This is a genomic window from Streptosporangium sp. G12 (genome assembly GCF_052983175.1).
The window spans coordinates 204,516-228,415 of the sequence record NZ_JBRIQO010000007.1 but is presented as its reverse complement, the minus strand read 5'-3'; the positions used below and the strand labels follow the sequence as shown (position 1 = coordinate 228,415).

General features: G+C 70.4%; 21 protein-coding genes and 1 pseudogene. 11 read left to right on the top strand and 11 right to left on the bottom strand.

From position 1 onward, the window contains the following. Positions 1 to 7 precede the first annotated feature (7 nt). The gene (locus ACVCAG_RS13370; RefSeq protein ID WP_447189888.1) at positions 8 to 1,603 is read right to left on the bottom strand and encodes an antibiotic biosynthesis monooxygenase; all 1,596 of its coding nucleotides are present in this window, start codon (positions 1,601 to 1,603) and stop codon (positions 8 to 10) included. A gap of 463 nt (positions 1,604 to 2,066) precedes the next feature. Between ACVCAG_RS13370 and ACVCAG_RS13365 the strand changes: the two genes are divergently transcribed. The 3 genes from ACVCAG_RS13365 to ACVCAG_RS13355 all read left to right on the top strand — a co-directional run bounded on the left by ACVCAG_RS13365 (position 2,067) and on the right by ACVCAG_RS13355 (position 4,656). After that, the gene (locus tag ACVCAG_RS13365) at positions 2,067 to 2,711 is read left to right on the top strand and encodes a sigma-70 family RNA polymerase sigma factor (protein WP_362690109.1); all 645 of its coding nucleotides are present in this window, start codon (positions 2,067 to 2,069) and stop codon (positions 2,709 to 2,711) included. Positions 2,712 to 2,878: 167 nt separating this feature from the next. Next, positions 2,879 to 3,562, top strand: coding sequence for a DUF5667 domain-containing protein (locus ACVCAG_RS13360; RefSeq protein WP_440083880.1), 684 nt, complete (start codon positions 2,879 to 2,881; stop codon positions 3,560 to 3,562). A gap of 194 nt (positions 3,563 to 3,756) precedes the next feature. Further along, positions 3,757 to 4,656 carry an HAD-IB family hydrolase gene (locus tag ACVCAG_RS13355; RefSeq protein WP_440083879.1) on the top strand — a complete coding sequence of 300 codons (900 nt, stop codon included), beginning with the start codon at positions 3,757 to 3,759 and terminating at the stop codon, positions 4,654 to 4,656. Between the two features lie 60 nt (positions 4,657 to 4,716). On the opposite strand, the gene ACVCAG_RS13350 is transcribed toward ACVCAG_RS13355, so the two are convergent. The 8 genes from ACVCAG_RS13350 to proC all read right to left on the bottom strand — a co-directional run bounded on the left by ACVCAG_RS13350 (position 4,717) and on the right by proC (position 12,233). Then, positions 4,717 to 5,796, bottom strand: coding sequence for a 1-acyl-sn-glycerol-3-phosphate acyltransferase (locus ACVCAG_RS13350; protein WP_440083878.1), 1,080 nt, complete (start codon positions 5,794 to 5,796; stop codon positions 4,717 to 4,719). Beyond that, entirely contained in the window at positions 5,793 to 6,818 is a 1,026-nt protein-coding gene (locus ACVCAG_RS13345) for an NAD-dependent epimerase/dehydratase family protein (RefSeq protein WP_447189887.1), read from the bottom strand. The genes ACVCAG_RS13350 and ACVCAG_RS13345 overlap by 4 nt, the downstream gene beginning before the upstream one ends. 20 nt (positions 6,819 to 6,838) lie before the next feature. Continuing rightward, a complete protein-coding gene (locus ACVCAG_RS13340) occupies positions 6,839 to 6,937 on the bottom strand; it encodes a 30S ribosomal protein bS22 (RefSeq protein WP_018654693.1) in 99 nt (32 codons plus the stop codon). Between the two features lie 305 nt (positions 6,938 to 7,242). Further along, positions 7,243 to 7,446, bottom strand: coding sequence for a helix-turn-helix domain-containing protein (locus ACVCAG_RS13335; RefSeq protein WP_012887307.1), 204 nt, complete (start codon positions 7,444 to 7,446; stop codon positions 7,243 to 7,245). Positions 7,447 to 7,768: 322 nt separating this feature from the next. Next, on the bottom strand, positions 7,769 to 8,548 hold the full coding sequence (locus tag ACVCAG_RS13330; RefSeq protein WP_362834643.1) for a phosphatase: 780 nt from the start codon (positions 8,546 to 8,548) through the stop codon (positions 7,769 to 7,771). A 48-nt stretch (positions 8,549 to 8,596) separates the two neighbouring features. Beyond that, positions 8,597 to 9,760 (bottom strand): acetoin utilization protein AcuC, encoded by a 1,164-nt coding sequence (locus tag ACVCAG_RS13325; RefSeq protein WP_440083876.1) that lies wholly within the window; start codon positions 9,758 to 9,760, stop codon positions 8,597 to 8,599. A gap of 260 nt (positions 9,761 to 10,020) precedes the next feature. Next, a complete protein-coding gene (locus ACVCAG_RS13320) occupies positions 10,021 to 11,262 on the bottom strand; it encodes an MFS transporter (protein ID WP_440083875.1) in 1,242 nt (413 codons plus the stop codon). Between the two features lie 176 nt (positions 11,263 to 11,438). After that, positions 11,439 to 12,233: a pyrroline-5-carboxylate reductase gene (proC, locus tag ACVCAG_RS13315; RefSeq protein ID WP_440083874.1), complete on the bottom strand. Its 795-nt coding sequence runs from the start codon at positions 12,231 to 12,233 to the stop codon at positions 11,439 to 11,441. 196 nt (positions 12,234 to 12,429) lie between these two features. Between proC and ACVCAG_RS13310 the strand changes: the two genes are divergently transcribed. From ACVCAG_RS13310 to ACVCAG_RS13280, 7 genes and pseudogenes are all read left to right on the top strand, one after another. Further along, the gene (locus ACVCAG_RS13310) at positions 12,430 to 12,918 is read left to right on the top strand and encodes a hypothetical protein (protein ID WP_440083873.1); all 489 of its coding nucleotides are present in this window, start codon (positions 12,430 to 12,432) and stop codon (positions 12,916 to 12,918) included. 263 nt (positions 12,919 to 13,181) lie between these two features. Further along, positions 13,182 to 15,056 (top strand): molecular chaperone DnaK, encoded by a 1,875-nt coding sequence (gene dnaK / locus ACVCAG_RS13305; RefSeq protein ID WP_440083872.1) that lies wholly within the window; start codon positions 13,182 to 13,184, stop codon positions 15,054 to 15,056. 28 nt (positions 15,057 to 15,084) lie between these two features. Further along, complete coding sequence (grpE, locus tag ACVCAG_RS13300) at positions 15,085 to 15,699, top strand: nucleotide exchange factor GrpE (RefSeq protein WP_440083871.1); 615 nt, start codon at positions 15,085 to 15,087, stop codon at positions 15,697 to 15,699. A 34-nt stretch (positions 15,700 to 15,733) separates the two neighbouring features. Further along, positions 15,734 to 16,936, top strand: a complete 1,203-nt coding sequence (gene dnaJ, locus ACVCAG_RS13295; RefSeq protein WP_440083870.1) for a molecular chaperone DnaJ — start codon at positions 15,734 to 15,736, stop codon at positions 16,934 to 16,936. Positions 16,937 to 16,938: 2 nt separating this feature from the next. Then, positions 16,939 to 17,191, top strand: a pseudogene (locus ACVCAG_RS13290) (heat shock protein transcriptional repressor HspR); the annotation flags it as partial. A 230-nt stretch (positions 17,192 to 17,421) separates the two neighbouring features. Beyond that, positions 17,422 to 20,004, top strand: a complete 2,583-nt coding sequence (gene clpB / locus ACVCAG_RS13285; RefSeq protein ID WP_440083869.1) for an ATP-dependent chaperone ClpB — start codon at positions 17,422 to 17,424, stop codon at positions 20,002 to 20,004. A 201-nt stretch (positions 20,005 to 20,205) separates the two neighbouring features. After that, a complete protein-coding gene (locus ACVCAG_RS13280) occupies positions 20,206 to 21,507 on the top strand; it encodes a hypothetical protein (RefSeq protein ID WP_447189886.1) in 1,302 nt (433 codons plus the stop codon). Positions 21,508 to 21,685: 178 nt separating this feature from the next. Here the strand turns inward: ACVCAG_RS13280 and ACVCAG_RS13275 are convergent, their stop codons facing one another. Then, positions 21,686 to 22,192: a hypothetical protein gene (locus tag ACVCAG_RS13275; protein WP_440083867.1), complete on the bottom strand. Its 507-nt coding sequence runs from the start codon at positions 22,190 to 22,192 to the stop codon at positions 21,686 to 21,688. A gap of 202 nt (positions 22,193 to 22,394) precedes the next feature. On the opposite strand from ACVCAG_RS13275, the gene ACVCAG_RS13270 reads away from it, so the two are divergent. Further along, positions 22,395 to 23,132, top strand: coding sequence for a hypothetical protein (locus ACVCAG_RS13270; RefSeq protein ID WP_440083866.1), 738 nt, complete (start codon positions 22,395 to 22,397; stop codon positions 23,130 to 23,132). A gap of 108 nt (positions 23,133 to 23,240) precedes the next feature. On the opposite strand, the gene ACVCAG_RS13265 is transcribed toward ACVCAG_RS13270, so the two are convergent. Beyond that, complete coding sequence (locus ACVCAG_RS13265) at positions 23,241 to 23,801, bottom strand: TetR family transcriptional regulator (RefSeq protein WP_440083990.1); 561 nt, start codon at positions 23,799 to 23,801, stop codon at positions 23,241 to 23,243. Between the last annotated feature and the right edge of the window lie 99 nt (positions 23,802 to 23,900).

The following is a 23,900-nucleotide window of genomic DNA, read 5'->3' as shown; positions in this document are numbered from 1 at the left end:
GCGCTCGCTATCTGAAGGCGGTCGGGAGCGGCATCACCTTCGCGGCGTTCACGGTGAGTTCGATCACATTGGTGGCGAGCACCATCGTCTGGCGCTCGGTGACGAAGCGCTGCGTGTGGGGCTGGCGCTGGTGGTCGCCGTAGGCGACCTCGTCCCGGTAGAGCTCGTAGACGATGCGCTGGAGAGGCGCCGACTTCACCGAGTGGCAGGTGTAGACGAGCGTGTCCGGCTCGGAGCGGCGCACCGCCTCGACGGTCTCCTCCGCGAGCCGGTCGAATCTCTCGCCGGTGCCGTCGAGCAGGGTGAAGACCGTCAGCAGACCGAAGATGCTCGGCGAGGGCCGGTTCGAGCCACCCGGCAGGTCACCGGCCCCACCCGGCGTGCCCGGCCCGCCCGGATACATGGCACCGGTCGAGGGGGTGACGCCGAACGCCTGGTCGTAGCCCTGCGAGCCCCCCCGGTCGTAGCCTCGGGAGCCTCCGCGCCCCTGCTCGGAGCCCGGGGAGGGCGCGCCGCCGAAGGCCTGGTCGGCGGGCATCGGCTGGAGGCTTCCCGACCTGCCGGGACCGGGCACGCCCGGCATGCCGAACTCGCCGGTGCCCGGCCCCGCGGGCCTGCCGAACTCACCGGTCCCCCCGGGCCTGCCGAACTCACCCGTGCCTGTGGGCCTGCCGAACTCGCCGGTGCCCGGGCCTGACGGCCTGCCGGAACCGGGGGCGCCGTGCCTGCCGAACTCGTGAGCCGGGATGTTGTACTCACCGGTCGCCGGGCCGGGCACGCCCGGCATGCCGAACTGGCCGGTGACCGGCGGCGGCTGCCTGCCGGGATCACCGCCGCGCCTGCCGGGGTCACCGCCGGACGGCTGGTCGGCGGGCGGCATGCCGTACTCACCCGCCATGAACATCCCCGTGGCGGGGCCACCGAACCTGTCGTCGGGTGAGGAGGGTTGCTGCTGCCGCATGCGCGCAGCGTAGTCGACGTCCTGCTCACCCGCCCGGTACTCGGCCACGAGGTCACCGAGGCCTGAGCGGCGGGGCGCCTCCTCGGCCAGGGCGCGGGCGGGGGGGCTCTCCGGGGTCACGCGACGGCCGGCGACCTGCACGTCGCGGGGCTCGTACTCGGGGCGGCGCGGCCGCGGGGGGCGGTCCTCCCACTCGTCGTCCGCGTCGTCCGCGTCCTCGTCGTCGTCCTCGTAGGGCGCGAGCGGGCGGAGCATGACGTACCAGACCGCGGCGGCGGTGACGAAGAGCAGGAGCGCGGTGAACATCCCGGACACCGCGAAGCTCACGGCTCCGACGAGGGCGAGGCCGGTGGGGCCGAGCACCAGGAGCGCGTGCATGTTGTCGGCGTCGTAGTCGTCACCGCCGCGCCAGCGGAGGACCGCCAGCAGCAGCCCGCCCAGCAGCACGACCGCGACGATCACATGGACGGCCCCGAGCAGGTAGGCCGGGGGCAGGTTCCAGTGGCGACCGCCCAGCGGGAGGGCCTTGGTGAAGTCCTTCTCCTGCAGGACCGGGTCGACCGCCAGAATCACCGTGGCGATGACGGTGAAGGCGATCCCCAGGAGCCAGGAGGAGAACCTGGCCGTGCCCTTGCGAGCCATCAACTGAATGACCCCGACAGCCAGCCACAGGGGCGCCAGCATGGATCCGGTCAGTTGATAAATACGAAACGTGCCTGTCCCAAATCCGATCAGATAACCGGTGGCGATTACTCCGAGTGAGACGGAGAGAGACGCCGTCGTGATGCTCCAGGCGATCAGCCAGCCCTTGGGCTCACTGCGGAGGCGACTGACGAGAGCACCGGTGGCGATGGCTGCGAGCAATGCACCGGCGAAGGCGATGACAGCGACGAGGACTTCCATGGTGTCTCCAATGCTGCCGGACATTACCCCCCAACCGGTAGCCGAACCCTCGGCCGGCTCCCGGCGCCGGTCTGAAACAACCGACCCCACACCGTATCCGGCGATTACCCCCAGTCACGACGCTTCAAAGTGGATTGTGGAATTTCCACTTCATTTCTAGAGTGATCGAGCACGCCGTACCCCCTCCCCTCAGGGATACCGGATGCCTGAAACGTGGCCGCTCGCCGGGCACCTCCCCACGACAGCCGGGGTAGCCCAGCCCGTCCGCAGTAGTGACCTCACCGTGCGTGAGGATGCCTCCGAAGAACTCCGGAGGCTCGTTTTGCGCGCCAAAACCGGAGATTCGGATGCTTTTGGCACGCTCTACGATCGTTACCTCACCCTGGTGTACCGCTACGTCTACTTCCGGGTCGGCTCACACCCACTGGCCGAGGATCTCACGAGCGAGACCTTTCTCCGCGCGCTCCGCCGGATCACGGACTTCACGTGGCAAGGGCGTGATTTCGGGGCCTGGCTCGTGACCATCGCGAGGAACCTGATCACCGATCACTTCAAGTCCGGCAGGTACCGCCTTGAGGTCACGACCGCCGAGGTGATCGACACCCCGCTCGACGGCCCGCACATCCCGGAGAACGCCGTCGTCACCGCGATGATCAGCGATCGGGTGCTCACCGCCGTCCGCGGCCTCGGCCCCGAGCAGCAGGAGTGCGTGGTGCTGCGCTTCCTGCACGGCATGTCACTGGCGGAGACCGCGCTCATCATGGGCAAGAAGAGCGGCGCCATCAAGGCACTCCAGTTCCGCGCGATCCGCGCCCTGGCCCGCGCGCTGCCCTCGGACCTCAGCTGAGACCGGCCGGCGTCGGCTGTCCTCGGTCCTTCGCCTCCCGGCCGCGGCCGCCACGCCCGAAACAATGTTCCCATGCCGATGTGGCGCAGCGCGTAACCTGCCGTGCCAGGTCGTCGTTAGGCAAGTGACACCGATGGATCATGAGCTGGGGGCGGCAGGGAGCGTTCATGGGGAAGTGGCTGCCCGGATTCTCGCGGAGGTCGCAGGCGCGCATTCAGGACCGCGTGTCACGACTCGGCGCCCGCATGGCGGCCACCCCCGGACCCGAGTTCAACGCCAGGCTCCGCGAGCGGCTCACCCAGTCCCCTCCCGGAGAGGACGTCCCCGAGCAGCGGCCGGTGAGCCCCCGCCACTCCCGGCGAAGGTCCCGTACGGGGCTGTTCCCGCGGTTGCTGAGCATCGCCCTGGTGGCCTCGATGGCGGTATCCGGTATGTGGACCTACCGCTCGATGCCCGGTGACACCCTCTACCCGCTCAAGCGCGCCGCCGAGCGGACGCTGTTCCACCTGAGCAGCGACGACGCCGAGCGGGCCGACCGCTCCTTCGGCTACGCCGAGACCCGTGCCCGCGAGGTCAAGGAGCTCCTGGGCTCGGACGAGGGCGAGGGCGAGGGCGAACGCGAGGAGGTGATCGGGGAGACCCTCCAGGCCATGGAGGACACCACGCGCTCCGCGGTGACCTCCCTGCGGCAGATGCGGCGCCGCGACTCCGCGAGCGCCAAGGAGCTCAAGCGCTTCGTCCAGAAACAGCGCACCCAGATCGCCGGGATGATCCCCAAGATGGGCGCGGAGAACCAGCGCAAGGCCCACGTCTACCTCAACTACATCGAGGGCCTGGCCCCGCCCGAGTAGCCGTTCCGGTACGGGACCGGTCCCACCGTCGTGGACCGCCGCGCACGGGAACCGGGCCGCTCTCCCGTCCCGGACCACGACATCGGAACCCGGCCCCGCCGGACCCGCGCGACGTCGTACGTCGCCAAGACGTCATATCCGGCTCATACCGACGCTACCGATCTCACCCTCTGCCCCGGTTAAGCTGAGGTGCTATGAGGCGGCTACTACGACGGCGGGACGAAGCGGACGCGGCCAGACGGGCGACGGTCGGGGAGGTAGCGGCGGGCGAGGTCGCCGCCGCGGCCGCCGTGGCGATGCCGATGGCCGAGCCCGACCCGGTGGCCGCCGCCTTCTTCGACGTCGACAACACCATGATGCGCGGCGCCTCCATCTACCACTTCGCCCGTGGCCTCGCCTCCCGGGGCCTGTTCACCAGCAAGGATCTGTTCAGGTTCGCGATCGGCCAGGTGGTCTTCCGGATCCGCGGCGACGAGAACCCCGCGCACATCGACGAGGCCAGGGAGACCGCGCTGGCGTTCGTCGCGGGGAGCAAGGTCGAGGAGATCGTCCGGCTCGGTGAGGAGATCTACGACGAGGTGATGGCGGACCGCATCTGGGCGGGCACTCGCGCCATCGCGCAGGCACACCTCGACGCGGGCCAGAGGGTCTGGCTGGTCACCGCGACCCCGGTGGAACTGGCCCGGGTGATCGCCCAGCGCCTCGGCCTGACCGGCGCGCTCGGCACCGTCGCCGAGACCGAGAACGGCGTCTACACCGGCCGCCTGGTCGGCGACCTGCTCCACGGCCCCGCCAAGGCGGAGGCCGTCAAGGCCCTGGCCCGCAGGGAGGGGCTCGACCTGTCGCGCTGCTCCGCCTACAGCGACTCGGCCAACGACCTGCCCCTGCTCTCCCTCGTCGGCCACGCCACCGCGATCAACCCGGACGCCGAGCTGCGCGAGTTCGCCCGGCAGAACAGCTGGGACATCAAGGACTTCCGTACGGGGCGCAAGGCGACCATGATCGGCCTGCCCATCGCGGCGGGTGCCGGAGCCGTCGCGGGCGGCATCGCCGCCGCCGTCGCCCTGCGCCGCCACTACCGCTCCGGCCGCTGACCCTCCGCTCGCGTGCCGGCTCTTCTCTCGGTAGGGCCTCGAAGCTCAGGGAGAGGTGTCTCAGAAAAGGCGTCGGAGAAAGGGCGGGAAGGCGTGGCCGCGCCTGAGCCGGAGCTCGTCGAGCTGCTGCTGGACGACCTCCCTGACCTGGTCGGTGAGGTTGAAGACCAGCATGGGGTCGTCGGCGTCGGCGGGGTCGAGCTCGTCGGTGCGGATCGGCTCGCCGAAGCCGATCATCCATTTGGACGGGAGCGGGACCAGGCCGAGGGGCCCGAGCCAGGGGAACAGCGGCGTGACCGGCAGGTAGGGAAGGCCGAGCACCCTGGCCAGGATCCGCAGGTCACCGATCTTGGGGTAGATCTCCTCCGCGCCCACGATGGCGCAGGGAACGATCGGCACGCCCGCGCGGATGGCGGAGGCGACGAAGCCGCCCCGGCCGAAGCGCTGCAGCCGGTAGCGATCGGAGAACGGCTTGCCGACTCCCTTGAAACCCTCGGGAAAGACGCCGACGACCTCGCCCTTGCGGAGCAGCCGGTCGGCGTCCTCGCGGCAGGCGAGGGTGTGGCCGGTCTTGCGGGACAGGTGGCCGAGCACCGGGAGCCGGTAGACCAGGTCGGCCCCCAGAAGGCGGAGCGCGCGACGTCCGGGATGGTCGTCGTACAGGGCCACCTGCAGCATGAGCCCGTCGAGCGGGAGGGTGCCGGAGTGGTTGGCCACGATCAGGGCTCCGGAGTCGCCGGGCACGTTGTGCATGCCCACGGTCTCGGTGCGGAACCAGTGGCGGTACAGCGGGCGGATCAGCTCCAGCAGCACCCTGTCGGTGAGCTCCGCGTCGAACCCGAACTCGTCGACCTCGTAGTCGCCGGCCACCCGGCGGCGCAGGAAGGCGAGCAGCTCGGCCAGCCGGTGATCGTCGTCTTCCTCGCCGGCCGGCGGCCCGGAGAGAGGCCACCCGGCTTCGGGGACGGGCTCGCCGGACGCTTCCGAGAAGGGCTCATCGGACGGGGCTTCCGGGAAGGGGTCGCCGGGCGCTTCGGAGGAGGGTCCGGCGGACGGGCCGGGGAGGTGCTCGCGGGAGGCGCGGGCCCTGGTGATGGGAATCACCTCGGCGTCCTCGCTCCCGGCCACCGCGTCGCTCATCCCGTCACCGGCCGGGACACCATGTCCATCAGGGCGGCGGGCAGGCCTCCGGCCAGGTCACGCGCACGCAGGAAATCCTCGAAGGCGGCCGCCGTGGAGAACTTCGGTCTCCAGTCGAGCGCCGTGGACAGCGCGGTGGTGTCGACCACGCGTCCGTGACACATCAGGCGGAGTTGCTCGGGGGAGAACCCGACCAGTCCCGCGCTCCGGGCGAGGTCGCCCATGAAGCGGAAGACGGGAGAGGGGACGGGCATCGGGAGCAGGCCCGCCCTGCGCGCGCACTGCGACAGGAGCAGCACGCCGTCTCCGGCCACGTTGAACGTGCCGGGGTGGTCCTCCATCGCCATCCGCCGCAGCACCTCGACCGCGTCGTCCTCGTGGACGAACTGCAGCCGCGGGTCGAACCCGAGCACGGTCGGCAGGACGGGCTGGGTGAAGTAACGCGTCAGCGGCGAGTCGACGCCGGGTCCCATGAAGTTGGCGAACCTGAGCGTCGACACGGCCACGTCGCGGCGCCGCCTGGCGAAGCCCCGGACGTAGCCCTCCACCTCGGAGGCGTCCTTGGCGTAGCCACGGCTCGGCGGCTCTCCCGGCTCGGCGTCCTCGGTGAAGACCGCGGGGTCGTGCGGGGAGGAACCGTAGACGGCGGTGGTCGAGCGCACGACGACGCGGCGGACCGTCGCGGACCGCTGACAGGCACCGAGCAACTGCATGGTGCCGATGACGTTGTGCTCCTTCATGAGCGCGCGGCCGCCGCTCCTGGGAGGAGCGCTCACCAGACTCATGTGAACGACGGTGTCGATGTCGGCGGCCGCGATCACCTGGGCGATGTCGGGGCTGCGCAGGTCGACGCGGACGAACTCCGTCCGGCCGAGAGGTACGCCGCCATCACGTGAGAGCGAGGGCGGCGACACCGTATCCACTCCGATGACCCGGTCGATGTCCGGGTCATCCGCGAGAACGCTCGCCACTCGGGCGCCGATGTGGCGCGAGACCCCGGTGACAAGCACGGTGTGGGTCATCGGCGCCTCGCAGATCCGCGCTACTTCTTGTTACGCCGCTGGATGCGGGTCTTCTTGAGAAGCTTGCGGTGCTTCTTCTTCGCCATGCGCTTACGGCGCTTCTTGATCACAGAGCCCACGGGACCCCCAGGTAGCTGGTAGCCGAGATTGTCGAACCGGTGCGCGAGAGCACACCGGCACAACAGACTACCGGCGATCCACGGTAGATCGCCCCTAGGGGGACCCCGGGCGCATGAACTCACGACGTGGCGACCACGTCGCTACCCCGACGAGACAGGGACCGGCTCTCCAACGGTCATACCGGAAATCACACCCCGGCCAGACCGGAAGGAGCAGGACCGTGAGCGCCCGGCGCGTCTGGCTCACCTCACGACCGGATCGTTCCCCCCGGTCGCTCGGCTCGACGCGTCGAGCCCACCCTGCCTCAACCTGCCTCGATGTAGGCATCCCTCAGATAATCGTGAACCGCCTGCTCCGGCACCCGGAAGGATCGACCGACCCGGATGGCCGGCAGCTCGCCCGAATGCACGAGTCGGTACACAGTCATCTTGGACACCCTCATGACAGTGGCCACTTCTGCCACCGTCAGGAACTTCACCTCGCTGAGAGGTCTTTCGCCTGCACCCATCGGACGCCTCTTCCGCACGTGTATCCGGGTTATCCCCACTGGTGCCATTGCTCACGCACGTGTACTGCTGTCAGCGTAAGTCGGGACCCCTGTCACGCAAACCCCCTATTTTCTCAGCCCTCGGAGTCTCGCGTCAGCGAAACAGCTGAAATCGCTGGCCAGCAGCCGGACCGTGCCCCTCGCATTGATCTTGGAACGGACCAACTGTCTCCCATTAGAGTCGCCCACAATCACCAAAAAGTTGGCAAACGGTCGGCGAGGTGCGTGGAATGCAGGCGCGAAATGCCTGTATAGGGATGACCTAATTTGCGCATCCCCCGTCTCAGAGGGCCCGTACGACCCTTTCGACCAGGTGGTTCGTCAGCGGTTCGTAATACCTCGGTAGCACGTTGTCATCGAGCGGAACGGTGACCGCGATCTTGCCCTCGGCCTCTCCGACGAAGAGGGCGGGGTCGTTGCTGTCGGCGAATCCGACCGTGAGGATGCCCGCCTCGCCCGCCGCCCCGGCCCAGCCGTGGTCGGCGATCACCAGATCGGGACGGTCCGCGCCCAGTTCGGCGATCATGGCGCGCATCGGGGCGGGGTCGTGGGTGTGCACGAAGGCGCCCTTGTCGTCGAGCATCGCGACGTCGTCCAGATAGCGGATCTTGCGCCTGCGGCCGAACCCGCTGCCCCAGTACGACCAGCCCTCGGCCGGGGCCATCAGGGTCACGCCGCGCGCCCTGAGCATCCGGCCCAGGGCCATGTGGATGGTGAGCAGGCCGGTGGGGTGCCCGGTGGCGATCAGGATCCGAGGGTTCTCCCCCCGGAGCACCCCGGCGATCGTGTCGCCCATCTTCTCGACCGCCTCGATCGTGCGGTCGGGGTCGATGGTGTCCTGCCCCTCCCGATGACGGGGGTCGGCCACGACCCCGGCGGACTTGGCCATCAGCTCCAGCACGTCCCGGTAGGACCAGGCGCCCTCCATCGTCAACCCGAACATGTAGTGCGGGTCACGGTTGGACAGCGACCGGTAGTGGTCCAGGTTGTTCTCCCGGCTGGTCGCCACGTCACCGGCGATCCGGGTACGGACCAGGTGCTCACGAAGCTCAGCGCGCGTCATCGGTTCCTCAGTCCAGTTTGCCGACCGACCATGTGTGCGGACCGTGTGTCACGGGAGGGGATCGAGCCCGTGGAAGGGGAAGACGGCATTCCTTGTCGCCATGATGGCCCGGTCGATCGGGTCTGCTGGGTCATAACCAGCGGAGAAATCGCGAAATTCCGGGTCTCGGCCATCGGTCAGCGTGAGCGGCGCCGTCTGGTTGGTCCGTTCCTTGACGAACGTACGCCATGCCTCCGGAGTGGCGGTCGCGGGATCGAGCGGGTGGCCCGCCACCTCCGCGATCAGGTGGGTCCACGCCCGGGGCACCACCTGCACCAGCTCGTAGCCCCCGCCGCCGGTCACGACCCACCGCCCGCCCGCGGTCTCGTGGGCCAGCTCGTGCAGCGCCGCGTACGCGGCCCGCTGGCCGTCCAGGCTGAGCATGAGGTTGGCCAGCGGATCGAGGGCGTGACTGTCGCAGCCGTGCTGGGTGACCAGGACGTCGGGGGCGAACTCCCGCAGCAGCGGCGGGACCACCGCGTGGAAGGCCCTGAGCCAGCCGCTGTCGCCACATCCGGCGGGCAGGGCCACATTGACCGCGGTGCCCTCCGTGCCGCGCTCCTCGGGGAACCCCGTGCCGGGGAAGAGGGTGCGGGGGCTCTCGTGCAGGCTGACGGTGAGAACCCTGGGGTCGTTGTAGAAGAGCGCCTGTACGCCGTCGCCGTGGTGCACGTCCACGTCCACGTAGGCGACCCTGGACGCCCCCTGGGCCAGCAGCCACGCGATCGCCGCGCCCGGGTCGTTGTAGACGCAGAACCCGCTCGCCCCGGCGGCCATCGCGTGGTGCAGACCTCCGGCGACGTTGACCGCGTGCTCGGCCTCGCCGCTCCACACCGCGCGGGCGGCGGCCAGGCTGGCGCCGGTGATCAGCGCGGACGCCTCGTGCACCCCGGGGAAGGCGGGGTTGTCCGTGGTGCCGAGCCCGTAGGCGAGGTCGGGCCGCCCGGTGGCGGAGACCCGTTTGACGGCCTCGATGTAGTCGCGCTCGTGGACGAGCGCCAGCTCGTCGTCGGTGGCGGGCGCGCAGCCGCTCATCTCCACCTGGTCCAGCACGCCGAGCTCCCTGGCCAGCGCCATGGTCAGCTCGACCCGCACGGGCGCGAGCGGGTGCCCGGGGCCGAAGTCGTACGAGGTGAGCGCATCGTCCCAGACAACCCGCACGGACCGGCTCATGCGCACTCCCTGTCTGGTCGCGACGCCGCGCGTCACGGCCGATCTTCCTGCTCCCGGCTCGACGTTACCGCACGTGTACGGAACGGCGTTTACGCGGCCGTCTCGGAGAACGCACCCGTTTTCATTTGAGTGAAATATCCAGATTTATTGCTATCAACGAGCATGTTTGATGGGCTGCGCAGGAGATCCGGACACCCGCTGGAGGCCGGACATCCCGGCGACGGTCCTACCCCGCAGGGAGACCAGACGGATCAGACGATTCAGACGGAGGAGACCCGGCGCAGTCCCCTGACGGCGGGGACCAGCAGGAGGGCGGCGCACCCGGCGACCGCCACGATCGAGGACCCGGCCAGCAACTGCGGCGCCCCCACCACCCCGGCCACCGGACCGGCGAGCACCTGGCCGACCGGGACGAACAGGGTCGAGCCGGCGACCTCGTACGCGGTGACCCGGTTGAGCGCCTCCGCCGGGACCTGGGTCTGGATGCTCGTGGCCCACATGACCGACCAGAACGCCCACCCGGCGCCGCCGATCACGTGCGCGGCCATGAGGACCGCGGCCGGCGACGCCACGGCGATGGAGAGCGGCTCCAGGGCGAAGCCGAACAGGCCGATCGCGCCGGCCATCAGCGGCCGTCCCGGGCGGACCCGCATGGCGACCAGGCCGCCGACGATGGTGCCCGCGCCGGAGGCGGACATGACCAGGCCGTAGGCGGTCTCGCCGAGCCGCTCGCTGATCAGCACCGAGCCCAGCGGGATCATCGGGCCGAACAGGGTGACCCCGAAGACCGCCCAGACCAGGATCACCGACCACATCCAGGTCCTGGACCGGAACTCCTGCCACCCCTCGCGCAGGTTGCGCCACATCGAGCGCTCGGCGACCGGCCCCGCGACCACCGGCAGGCGCAGGAGGAGCAGGCACACCGCGCTGACGGTGAACCCCGCGGCGTCGATCGCGAAGACGACGCCGACCCCGGAGAGGCCGACGATGGCGCCGGCGACGCCGGGACCGGCCAGCAGCATGATCGACTCGGAGACGCGCAGGGTGGCGTTGGCCTTCTGCACGTCCCGCGCCACGCGCGGGACCGTGCTGGAGACGCCGGGCTGGTACATCGCGGCGGCGACGCCGTTGATCGCGGAGATGACGAGGATCTGCCAGAGGTCCGGCCTGCCGAGGACGAACAGCGCCGCGGCGGCCCCCTGGCTCACCACCCTGACCGTGTCGGCGCCGATCATCATGCGGCGCGGCGTGAACCTGTCGGCGAAGACCCCGCCGAACAGGATGAGCACCGCGAAGGGCGCCATCCACGCGGCCAGCGCCAGCCCCACCCCGGTGGAGCCGTAGCCGAGCCCGCCCACGCCCACCGCCGTCGCGAACGGGACCATCGCGGCCCCGAGCATGGAGACGGACCTGGCGGTGAAGAAGAGCAGGAAGCTCCGCGTCCAGACAGCGGGTTCGTCCTGTTCCCGCCTCCGCCCGTCAGCCGATATCGCCTGCTTCACGATCGCCTCATTCCCCGAAGTTCCGGGAAAATGATGCCGTATGTAGGAAAGTTTCCTAATAGAGGGGTGGCTCGGCCTCCGGCTCAGTTCCTGGCTCAGCTTCCGGCTCGACCCTCGCCCAGCTTCCGGCTCGACCCTCGCCCAGCTTCCGGCTCGGCCCTCGCTCAGCCTGCGGCTCAGCCCTCGGCGAGCTGGCGGCCCCGGTCCCTGGCGGCCTCGATGGCGGCCAGGAAGGCGGCGCGGACGCTGTGCCGCTCCAACTCGGCGATGGCCGCGATGGTGGTGCCGCCCGGCGAGGTGACCGCCTCGCGGAGGATCACCGGGTGCTCCCCCGAGTCACGGAGCATGATCGCCGCCCCGACGATCGACTGGGTGACCATGTCGAGGGCGGCGGCGCGGGGCATGCCGAGCAGGATGCCGGCGTCGACCATCGCCTCGACCAAATAGAAGAAGTAGGCGGGACCGCTGCCCGACAGGGCCGTGGCCGCGTCCTGCTGCGACTCGGGGATGCGCAGCACCTTGCCGACCGGGCTGAACAGGTCCTCGGCCCGCCTGAGATGCTCCTCGGAGGCGTGCGCGCCCGCGGAGATCACGCTCATCGCCTCGTCGACCAGCACCGGCGTGTTGGACATGACCCGGACCACGGGGATGTCGGCGCCGAGCCGCGACTCGACGAACGAGGTCGTGATGCCCGCCGCCGCCGAGACGACCAGGCGGTCGGCCGGGATGTGCCCCGCGATCTCTGCGAGCAGGAACCCCATGTCCTGCGGCTTGACCGCGAGGATGATCGTGTCGGCGTCCTTGGCCGCCTCGGCGTTGGAGGCCACCCGCACGCCGTACCGCTCCGCGAGGGCCTGGCGCCGCTCGGCGCGCCGCGCCGTCGCGATCACGTCGCCCGGCTTGAATCCGGCCCTGAGCAGCCCGGACAGCAGGGCCTCGCCCATCTTGCCGGTGCCAAGAATCGCGATCATGTGAGCACCTCGAAATCGTGGATCGGACCTTCCCGCAGCCTATCGGCCCCGCCATCGTGGGAATCATCCCTTGTGACGGTCGCCGGCGACGCACGACCGTGGACGTCCACCGCCGAGAAGGGAAGGGAGGTCCGGCAGCGCGATGTCGGAGTGTTCTGAACCTCTCCGGACCCCGATCCGTCTTAGGGGTATGCGTATGATCGCGACCTCTATCCTGGCCGGAAGCCTCCTGCTGGCGCCGGGCTGCGGCACCGACCCCAGCGCCACGGTCACCGCCGTCTCCCCCACGCGCCCGGTGAGTCAGGCCACCTCCATTCCCGGCGGCCCCTCCGCGCCGGCGAGCCACGGCGTGGCCCCCCGGGAGGAGCCCACGAGCGGTGCCCCCAAACCGACGAGGCCCGAGGGCCACACCGACAACCCCCGCAAGGTCAGGTGGCTGAAGGCCAAGCCGTCGAAGGACGGCCGGAGCCTGCGGATCACCTGGTGGTCCGGGGTGGAGCCGTGCAACGTGCTCGACCGGGTCACCGTGCGCGAGACCTCCAAGCGGGTGACCGTCACCCTCTGGGAGGGCCCGAGCAGCAAGGTCCAGAACGTCGCCTGCATCGAGATCGCCATCCAGAAGGTGACGACCGTCAAGCTCAAGAAGCCCCTCGGCGCCCGCAAGGTGGTGGACGGCGCCCGCTGACGCGGCGATCCGGCGCGGGAGGGACCGTGCCGGAGCACGCCCCCTCGTGAGCGGTGACCGGGACCGCCCGGTCACCGCCCGGGAACGATCACGCGTGTTCCCTCGTCAGATGGGGTGACGAACACCACCCTGTTTCCCCGGAAAACGGGAATGCCTCCGCGCGGCCGAAGGTTGAGCCCAATAGACTCAAGTCGTTTGACAAACGTCACACGAGGTTCCACTATGAGTCTCATCGACTCAACTTTGACTACAAGGACGTACTCATGGCACGTGCGGTAGGTATCGACCTGGGGACGACCAACTCCGTCGTCTCGATTCTTGAGGGCGGTGAGCCCACCGTCATCGCCAACGCTCAGGGTTCGCGGACCACGCCGTCCGTGGTCGCGTTCGCGAAGAACGGCGAGGTTCTCGTCGGAGAGGTCGCCAAGCGGCAGGCCGTCACCAACGTCGACCGGACGATTCGCTCGGTCAAGCGCGAGATGGGCACCAACTGGTCCGTCGAGATCGACGGCAAGAAGTCCAACCCGCAGCAGATCAGCGCCTTCGTGCTGCAGAAGCTGAAGCAGGACGCCGAAGCCTACCTGGGCGAGAAGATCACCGACGCGGTGATCACCGTTCCCGCCTACTTCAACGACGCCCAGCGCCAGGCCACCCAGGAAGCCGGCACCATCGCCGGCCTGAACGTGCTGCGCATCATCAACGAGCCCACCGCCGCCGCGCTGGCGTACGGCCTCGACAAGGAGAAGGACGAGACCATCCTCGTCTTCGACCTCGGCGGCGGCACCTTCGACGTGTCCCTGCTCGACGTCGGCCAGGAGGACGGCCACGGCTTCGTCGAGGTCAAGGCCACCAGCGGCGACAACCACCTCGGTGGCGACGACTGGGACCAGCGCGTCGTGGACGAGCTGGCCAACCGGTTCAAGAACGCGCACGGCGTCGACCTGACCAAGGACAAGATGGCGCTGCAGCGCCTGCGCGAGGCCGCGGAGAAGGCCAAGATCGAGCTCTCCAGCCAGTCGGAGACCTCCATCAACCTCCCCTACATCACCGCCTCGGCCGAGGGTCCCCTCCACCTGGAGGAGAAGCTCACCCGCGCCGAGTTCCAGCGGATCACCGCCGACCTCCTCGAGCGGTGCAAGGGCCCGTTCAACCAGGTCGTCAAGGACGCCGGGATCAAGGTCTCCGACATCGCCCACGTGGTGCTCGTCGGCGGCTCGACCCGCATGCCCGCCGTGGCCGAGCTCGTCAAGGAGCTGACCGGCGGCCAGGAGCCCAACAAGGGCGTCAACCCGGACGAGGTCGTGGCCATCGGCGCCGCCCTGCAGGCCGGCGTGCTCAAGGGCGAGGTCAAGGACGTCCTGCTGCTCGACGTGACCCCGCTGAGCCTGGGCATCGAGACCAAGGGCGGGATCTTCACCAAGATCATCGAGCGCAACACCACGATCCCGACCAAGCGCTCCGAGGTCTTCACCACGGCCGAGGACAACCAGCCGTCGGTGCAGATCCAGGTCTACCAGGGCGAGCGCGAGATCGCCGCGTACAACAAGAAGCTGGCCACCTTCGAGCTGACCGGCATCGCCCCGGCGCCGCGCGGCATCCCGCAGATCGAGGTCACCTTCGACATCGACGCCAACGGCATCGTCAACGTCTCCGCCAAGGACCTCGGCACCGGCAAGGAGCAGACGATGACGATCACCGGCGGCTCCGCGCTGCCGAAGGACGACATCGAGCGCATGATGCGCGAGGCCGAGTCCTACGCCGAGGAGGACAAGAAGCGCCGCGAAGAGGCCGAGACGCGCAACAACGCCGACTCGCTCGTCTACCAGACCGAGAAGTTCCTCGGCGAGAACGCCGAGAAGGTCCCGGACGACATCAAGAACGAGGTCAACGAGGCCGTCTCCGAGCTCAAGAAGGCTCTGGAGGGCACCGACTCGTCCGTGATCCGCGCCTCCGCGGAGAAGCTCGCCACGGTCAGCCAGAAGATGGGTTCCGCCATCTACGCCCAGGCGCAGGGGTCGGAGACCCCGGCCGGCGCTCCCGACGCGGACGCCGCCGACGGCGGGCAGAAGGCCGACGACGACGTGGTCGAGGCCGAGATCGTGGACGACGAGCCGAAGCGCGACAACGGCGCCAAGTGACGGTCGGAAAGCCGAGGGGAGCACCAGCGTGAGCACGCGCGAGAACGGTTCCGAGGAGGAGCCGGTGATCCGCGACAACCGGAAGATAGACCCGGAGACGGGGCAGGTACGCGAGGCGAGCCCGGCCGAGACCACGGGCCAGAACGACAGGGAGCAGGCGGCCGACCAGCCGTCCTCCCTGGCGTCCGACCTGGCCTCGATCGAGCTGGCCACCCAGCTCGCCGAGCGCACCGCGGACCTGCAGCGCCTTCAGGCCGAGTATTCCAACTATCGCAAGCGGATCGAGCGGGACCGCGTGGCGGTCAAGGAGCAGGCGGTGGCCGGCGTGCTGGCCGAGCTGCTGCCGGTCCTCGACGACATCGGCCGGGCCCGTGACCACGGGGAGCTGACCGGCGGCTTCGCCAAGGTGAGCGAATCGCTGGAGGCGGCCACCGGGAAGCTGGGGCTGAGCACCTTCGGCACCAAGGGCGAGCCGTTCGACCCGATGGTGCACGAGGCCCTGATGCACAGCTACTCCCCCGACGTCACCGAGCCGACCTGCGTGGAGATCCTGCAGCCCGGTTACCGGATCGGCGAGCGAGTGCTCCGCCCCGCGCGCGTCGCGGTCGCGGAGCCAGAAGATCCAGCCGCGGACGACAACTGACACCCCCACATCTGATCTCTGAGAAGGAACGTAGATGAGCACCAAGGACTACCTGGAGAAGGACTACTACGCCGTCCTTGGTGTGCCCAAGACCGCTACGGCCGATGAGATCAAGAAGGCGTACCGGAAGCTGGCCAGGCAGTATCACCCGGACGCCAACCCCGGAAGCTCGACGACCTCCGAGAGCACCGCCAAGTTCAAGGAGGTCTCGGAGGCGTACGACATCCTTTCCGACACCAAGCGCCGCAGGGAGTACGACGAGGCGCGGACGCTGTTCGGATCGGGCGTCGGCGGCTTCCCGGGGGCGGGGGGCGCTCCGCGCGGGGGCGGTTTCCCGTTCGACCTGGGAGACCTGTTCGGGGGGACCGGCCAGCAACAGCAGCAGGGCGGCGCCGGAGAGCGCATCGGCGACATCTTCGGCGGGCTCTTCAACCGGGGCGGCGCGAGCCGCCCCGGGGGGACGGCGAGCAGGGCGCGGCGCGGCCAGGACATCGAGTCCGAGGTCACGCTCTCCTTCTCCGAGGCGGTGGAGGGCACCACGGTGTCGCTCCGCCTGACCAGTTCCTCCGCGTGCACCGGATGCGGAGGCACCGGCGCCAAGGCCGGGACCACCCCGCGGGTCTGCCCGACCTGCGAGGGCACCGGGGCGGCCAGCCGCAACCTCGGCAACTTCGCCTTCTCCGAGCCGTGCCGCGACTGCAAGGGCCGCGGCCTGCTGGTCGACGACCCGTGCCCGGTGTGCGACGGGAGCGGGCGGGGCAAGAGCACCCGTACGATCCAGGCCCGCATCCCCGCGGGGGTCGGCGACAACCAGCGCATCAAGATCAAGGCCAAGGGCGCGCCCGGCGAGAACGGCGGTCCCGCCGGTGACCTCTACGTCCAGATCCACGTCAAGCCGCACCCCGTGTTCGGCAGGACGGGCGAGAACCTGACGGTCACCGTCCCGGTGACCTTCACCGAGGCCGCGCTGGGCGCCGAGATCAAGGTGCCGATCCTGAAGGGGCTGCCGGTCACGCTGCGCATCCCCGAGGGCACCCCGAACGGCCGCACCTTCCGGGTGCGCGGCAGGGGCGTGGCCCGCAAGGACGGCACCAAGGGCGACCTGCTCGCCACGATCGAGGTCCTGGTGCCACAGCAACTGGAGGACAAGGCAAGGGGCGCCCTCGAGGAGTTCCGCGACGCCACCTCGGGTGGTGACCCGCGGGCGGACCTGATCGAACAGGCCAGAAGCGAGTAGCCATGGAAGCCAACTACTTCGATCTGTCGGACGACACACCCGTCTATGTGATCTCGGTGGCCGCCCAGCTGTCAGGTCTGCACCCGCAGACCCTGCGCCAGTACGACCGTCTCGGCCTGGTCAGTCCGGGCCGTACGGCGGGACGCGGACGCCTGTACTCCACCCGCGACATCGTGATGCTCCGCGAGGTGCAGCGGCTCTCCCAGGAGGAGGGCATCAACCTCGCGGGCATCAAGCGAATCCTGACCCTCGAGACGGAGGCCCTGCGCCTGCGCGACGAGAACCACCGCCTGCGCGCGGAGATGAACATGATCCGCGCGCTCATCCAGTACCAGCTGCCCCCCGCCTGAGACTCCGTCCCACGCCTTCAAGGACGCGTCCGTGACCGGGCCCGTGAGAACGCGCCGCGTCACGGTCGCCCCGTGAGGACCCGCCGGGCCGGCGTCGCCATCGGACACAGCACTTTCGAGTGAGGCCTGACAAGCATGGACTACAAGCTCACCCAGAAGAGCCAGGCGGCGGTCTCCTCCGCCATCAGGCGGGCGGCCGCCGAGGGTAACCCCGAGGTCGCCCCGGCCCATCTGTTCACCGCGCTGCTCAGCCAGACCGGCGGCACCGCCGTACCCCTGCTCGAGGCGGTGGGCGCCGACTGGAAGCGGCTGCGCGTCGAGGCGGAGAAGCAGCTCGCGGCCCTGCCGAAGGCGCAGGGCTCCACCGTCAGCGCCCCGTCGAGCTCCCGGCAGCTCCTCACCGCGATGAACACCGCGGCCCAGCGGGCCCGCGGGCTCGAGGACGACTACGTCTCCACCGAGCACCTGCTGGTCGGTCTCGCCACCGACGGCGGTCCCGTCGCCGAGCTGCTCAAGGCGAACGGCGCGAGCCCGAACGCGCTGCTCGACGCCTTCGAGAAGGTACGCGGCCACGCCAGGGTGACCAGCGAGACGCCGGAGGACACCTACCAGGCGCTGGAGAAGTACGGGATCGACCTGACCGAGCGGGCCAGGGCGGGCAAGCTCGACCCGGTGATCGGCCGCGACTCGGAGATCCGGCGCGTCATCCAGGTGCTCAGCCGCCGTACCAAGAACAACCCGGTGCTCATCGGCGAGCCCGGCGTCGGCAAGACCGCGGTGGTGGAGGGGCTGGCCCAGCGGATCGTCGCGGGCGACGTGCCCTCCAGCCTGCGCGACAAGCGCCTGATCGCGCTCGACCTCAGCGCGATGGTCGCCGGCGCCAAGTACCGCGGCGAGTTCGAGGAGCGCCTCAAGGCGGTGCTCGGGGAGATCAAGGAGAGTGACGGCCAGGTCGTCACCTTCATCGACGAGCTGCACACCATGGTCGGCGCGGGTGCCGCCGAGGGCGCGATGGACGCGGGCAACATGCTCAAGCCCATGCTGGCCCGCGGCGAGCTGCGGATGATCGGCGCGACCACGCTGGACGAGTACCGCGAGCGCATCGAGAAGGACCCCGCGCTGGAGCGGCGGTTCCAGCAGGTCTACGTGGGCGAGCCCACCGTCGAGGACACCATCGCCATCCTGCGCGGCCTCAAGGGCCGCTACGAGGCGCACCACCAGGTCCAGATCTCCGACGGCGCGCTCGTGGCCGCCGCCGCGCTCTCCGACCGCTACATCACCTCCCGCTTCCTGCCCGACAAGGCGATCGACCTCGTCGACGAGGCGGCCTCCCGGCTCCGCATGGAGATCGACTCCCGCCCGGTGGAGATCGACCAGCTCCAGCGGAACGTCGACCGGATGAAGATGGAGGAGCTGGCGCTCGCCAAGGAGACCGACGAGGGCAGCCTGCAGCGGCTGGAGCGGCTCCGTAAGGAGCTCGCCGACCGCCAGGAGGACCTCAACGCCCTGGTCGGCCGCTGGGAGCGGGAGAAGGCAGGGCTCAACCGGGTCGGCGACCTGAAGAAGCAGATCGACGAGATGCGCGGCGCCGCCGAGCGCGCGCAGCGCGACGGCGACTTCGAGGCCGCCTCGCGGCTGATGTACGCCGAGGTGCCCAAGCTGGAGGCCGAGCTCGCCGAGGCCAGCAAGGCCGCCCAGCCCGAGGACCCCATGGTCAAGGAGGAGGTCGGCTCCGACGACATCGCCCAGGTGATCTCCTCGTGGACCGGCATCCCCGCGGGCCGGCTGCTCGAGGGCGAGACCAGCAAGCTGCTCCGCATGGAGGAGGAGCTCGGCAGGCGGCTGATCGGCCAGCGGCAGGCGGTCGAGGCGGTCTCCGACGCCGTACGGCGGGCTCGGGCGGGCATCTCCGACCCGGACCGGCCGACCGGCAGCTTCCTCTTCCTCGGCCCGACGGGCGTCGGCAAGACGGAGCTGGCCAAGGCGCTGGCGGACTTCCTGTTCGACGACGAGCGGGCGATGGTCCGCATCGACATGAGCGAGTACGGCGAGAAGCACAGCGTCGCGCGCCTGGTGGGCGCCCCTCCCGGCTACATCGGCTACGAGGAGGGCGGCCAGCTCACCGAGGCCGTGCGGCGCAGGCCCTACGGCGTGGTGCTGCTGGACGAGGTCGAGAAGGCCCACCCGGAGGTCTTCGACATCCTGCTCCAGGTGCTCGACGACGGGCGGCTCACCGACGGGCAGGGCCGGACGGTCGACTTCCGCAACGTGATCCTGATCCTCACCTCCAACATCGGCTCGCAGTTCCTGGTGGACCCGGGCATGGCGAAGGAGGCCCAGCGGACCGCCGTGATGGCCGCGGTCAGGAACGCGTTCAAGCCGGAGTTCCTGAACCGGCTCGACGACGTCATCCAGTTCGACGCGCTCGGCACCGAGGAGCTGTCCAGGATCGTGGACCTGCAGGTGGTCCACCTGGCCAGGCGTCTGACGGACCGGCGGCTCACGCTGACCGTGACCCCGGCGGCGCGCGACTGGCTGGCGCTGACGGGCTACGACCCGCTGTACGGCGCGCGTCCGCTCCGCCGCCTCGTCCAGTCCGCGATCGGCGACAAGCTGGCCAAGGAGGTGCTCTCCGGCGAGGTCCAGGACGGCGACGAGGTGCTGGTCGACCTCGACGAGGCGAGCGACTCCCTGGCCATCGGCCCGGTAAGGACCTGACGGCGACCGGGCCGGGCCCGGTAACGGCCCGATGGCGGGCGGGCGGGGCCCGGTAAGGCCCGGTAATGGCTTGACCACCATTGAGCTAAGCCCGCACCTGGGCGAGACCCCCCTGTTACGTTCGGTTTTCGTCGGATTACCGAACGCAACAGGGGGATGCGCATGTCGAACTCATCACGGAACATCCGAGGGATCCTCGCGATGGCGGTGCTCACGGTCGGCGCCGGCCTGACGATGGTCTCTCCGGCGTCGGCGGAGGTCGCGCCCTGCCCGGAGCAGGGCACGGCGACCGTGCAGGGGGCTCCCGGACCGGTGGAGCCCGCGTGCGAGGAGACCGGCGCCACCGGTACCGCCACGACCCCCGAGGGGGCACAGGCCGCGACCGGTACCGTGGCGCCGCCGGCCACGACCGGCACCGTGGCACCGCCGGCCGCTGACACCGGCGAGATGCCGATGACCGCGGACACCACCGAGACAGCGGGCGGCGCGGAGGCGCCGACGACAGAGACGCCGGCAACGACGACCGACGCTCAGGCGCCGACCACGGAGACGCCGGCAACGACGACCGACGCTCAGGCGCCGACCACGGAGACGCCGGCAACGACGACCGACGCTCAGGCGCCGACCACGGAGACGCCGGCAACGACGACCGACGCTCAGGCGCCGACCACGGAGACGCCGGCAACGACGACCGACGCTCAGGCGCCGACCACGGAGACGCCGGCAACGACGACCGACGCTCAGGCGCCGACCACGGAGACGCCGGCAACGACGACCGACGCTCAGGCGCCGGTGGCCGTCGACGGTGCCGGGGCACCGGTGACCGCGAACATCGGTGAGACGTCCGTGACCGCGGACCGGCTCGCCCGCGTCACCGGCCTGCCCCAGCTCTCCCAGCCCTCCGCCGTGGTCAGCTTCGCCGACGCCGGGGGCGTCGCCGCGGCCACCGGCTCCCACGCGCTGCCCTTCGGGCAGTCGAGCCTTCCCGGCCACGAGTGGACGACCTCGTGGGTGAGCGTCATGGCCGAGGCGCCGGACCTGCCCGGCATGCCGAGCGCTCCCAGCGCTCCCAACGACGGCATCAGCTGGCTGCGGGCCCCGGCGCCCCCGGCCCCGGGTGAGCTCGCCGAGGCGGCGGTCGCGCCGGTCGAGGAGCCCGCGCCCCCGCTGCCCGTTCCCGCCCCGGCGGACGCCGCCACCGAGAACCTGCCGCCGGCCGACCTGCCCAACGTCGACCTGCCCAACGTCGACCTGCCCGCGGCGGAGATGCCCGCGGCGGAAATGCCTGCCGCGGACATGCCCACCGCGAACCTGCCCACGCAGGAGTCGCCGGCCGCCGCACGCCCGGAGACCCCCGCACTGCCGGATGCCCCCGCCGTCGGCGGCACCACGACGGAAGGCACCACGGGCGCTACCGCTGCGGAGGGCGCCACGAGCGGTACCGCGGCGGTTCCCGCCCTTCCCGCGCTGGAGGGGACGCTCCCCGACCTCGACGTGGAGTGATCCTCCGTACGGAGTGAACCTCGACGTGGAGTAAGTGGAGCGGGACGCGCAGGAAGCGGTGGATCGGCCACCGGTCCGCGGACCGGCACGGATCCACCGTGGAACCATCGCAGGGGAGGGCCGTGCCTCACGGGGCACGGCCCTCCCCTTCCGCGTGTGCGGGCCGGCGAGGGCGCCGTCAGTGCGAGGCGTCCAGGAGGGCGTCGAGCTCGTCCTCGGGAAACCCGAGGTCGACGCGGATCCGATAGCGGGTTCTGAGCAGGGCGATGTGCTCGCCGCTGCCCTCCACCGCCCGGTGCGCCCCCTCGGTGGCCCACTCATGGGCCTCCGCCAGGTCGCCGTAGGCGACGAGGGTCTCGGCGACCGTGAGGGCGGTGGCCGCGGTGACGTCACCCGCGGCGCGGATCGCCGCGATCACCTCCCTCGCCTCGTCCGGCCGTTCGAGCTCGAAGAGGGTGTCGGCGATCCCGGCCCGGGGGTCGACGCTCACCTCACCGCCGTCGTCCACCGCCCGCTGGAAGCAGTCGAAGGCCCGGGCGGGCTGCCCGGCCTGCCGCCACTCCTCGGCGGCGAGCACGAGGATCGCCGCCCGTGATATGTCGCCGGACGCGTACGCCTCGACCAGGGCTTCGAGTCGCCGGGCCAGGTCTTCGTGATCGTCGGCCAGAAGTGCCTGCTCAAGCAATCGATCAAGTTGCTCACGTGTCACATGCGCCACATCGCGAGAGTACCGAGCGACGCTCGACCGCGTACGGCCAACGGCAGGTATTGGCCACCTTACCTTGGGCAAACGTACGGCTACGCTACGCGTTTTTCCCCAGCAAAACGGGCATATGAGCGACGAGTCCTGCTAGAGGAGCGTGTCACGGGGAGGAGCCGCGATGGGCATGTCCAAGCAGACATCGTTCACGCTGATGCTCCTCCTGGCCTTCTCGGTGGTCGTTCCCGGGTCCGCCGGATACCTGTCGGTCAAGATGGAGGCGATCGGGCAGGCCCACCGGGAGTTGCTCACCCTGGAGAACCGGATCCGTGCCGAGAGGCTCGCCGCCCGGATCAGGAAGATGGAACGAGCCCCCCGGGACCGGCCTCTCCAGCCGATCATCTCGTCCGGCCGCGAGCCCTGTGACCCTTCCGCGAGGCCCCGCGACGAGCCGGGAACGCGGTCGTCCGGACCCACGGCGGTCGTGCCCGTGCCGGTGGCGGGCACGGAACGGTCACACGAGGGGCGACTGCGCGCGCGGAGACATGTCGAGAGACACCTCGTCCAGGGACAGGAAGCCCGGGAACGGGACGCGCGGGGACAGCGCGCCCGAGGACCGGACACGCGGCGGCCGGACACGGGAGGGCCGGGAGCGTGGTGGCAGGACGTGCGGGAGCCCCGGGCGCAGAGGCTGACGGCGCAGGGGCGCCCCGGGGCGGGGACGACCGGTGAGGCCGTCCCCGTGGAGCGGTGGTCCCAGCTCGAACGCAGGGGCAGGCCGTATCGGGAAGGGGAGGCGCGGGAGGAGCACGTGTTCACCGTGCCGGACGCGGTCGGCGCCGAGAGCGTCCCGGAGGGCACCGGCGCGTCCCCCGGCGAGGATCTCCCGGCCGGAGCTCCTCGGACCGGGACGCGGGCGAACTGACGGCCCGGACCCTCCACCCGGGTGCGCCGGCGACTCTCGACCAGGACACGGGCGAACCGACGGCTCAGGCCCCCGAGGGCTCGCTCCGCCCGGGTGCGCCGGCGACTCTCAGACGGAGACGCGGGCGAACTGACGGTTCAGATAGCCGCGGATCAGGCGCTTGGCCTCGGCCACGATCTCCGGGGCACCGTTCGGATCTCGCCGGAAGGCCAGCTTGAGCACGGCGTCCCCCGCCTCCACCGCGACGAGGACGGCCAGGTCGAACTCCTCGCTGTCGGCCAGCCCGTACTCCTGCAGGAGAAGGCCGCGCAGCCGCCCGGCGATCACCGTGTTGTTCTCGGACCCGGAGTCGAGCAGGTTGAGGTCGACGACGTCGCCGAAGTGCAGGGATCGGAAACCCGGCACGGTCCTGTGCATCTCCACGTACTCGTCGATGATCGCGTCGACCGCGTCCCACCAGCCCGCGTAGTCCTCGGACAGGAAGCGCCTGCCGATCCGGGAGACGAACCCCTCCACGTGGCGCCGGGTCACCGCCTGGGTGAGGGCCCGTTTGTCGGGGAAGAACTGGTAGACCGAACCGATCGCGACCCCCGCGCGCTCGGCGATCCTCGTGGTGGAGAGCGCGTCGTAGCCGATCTCGTCCAGCAGGTCGGCACACGCGTCGAGCATCCGCTCGACGCGTCGCGCGCTTCGTCGTTGGGTGGGTTGACGCCGTAGTGGAGCCTCACCCGGCTCCTCGCAGGAGATGGTGGACACCACCCCATCTTG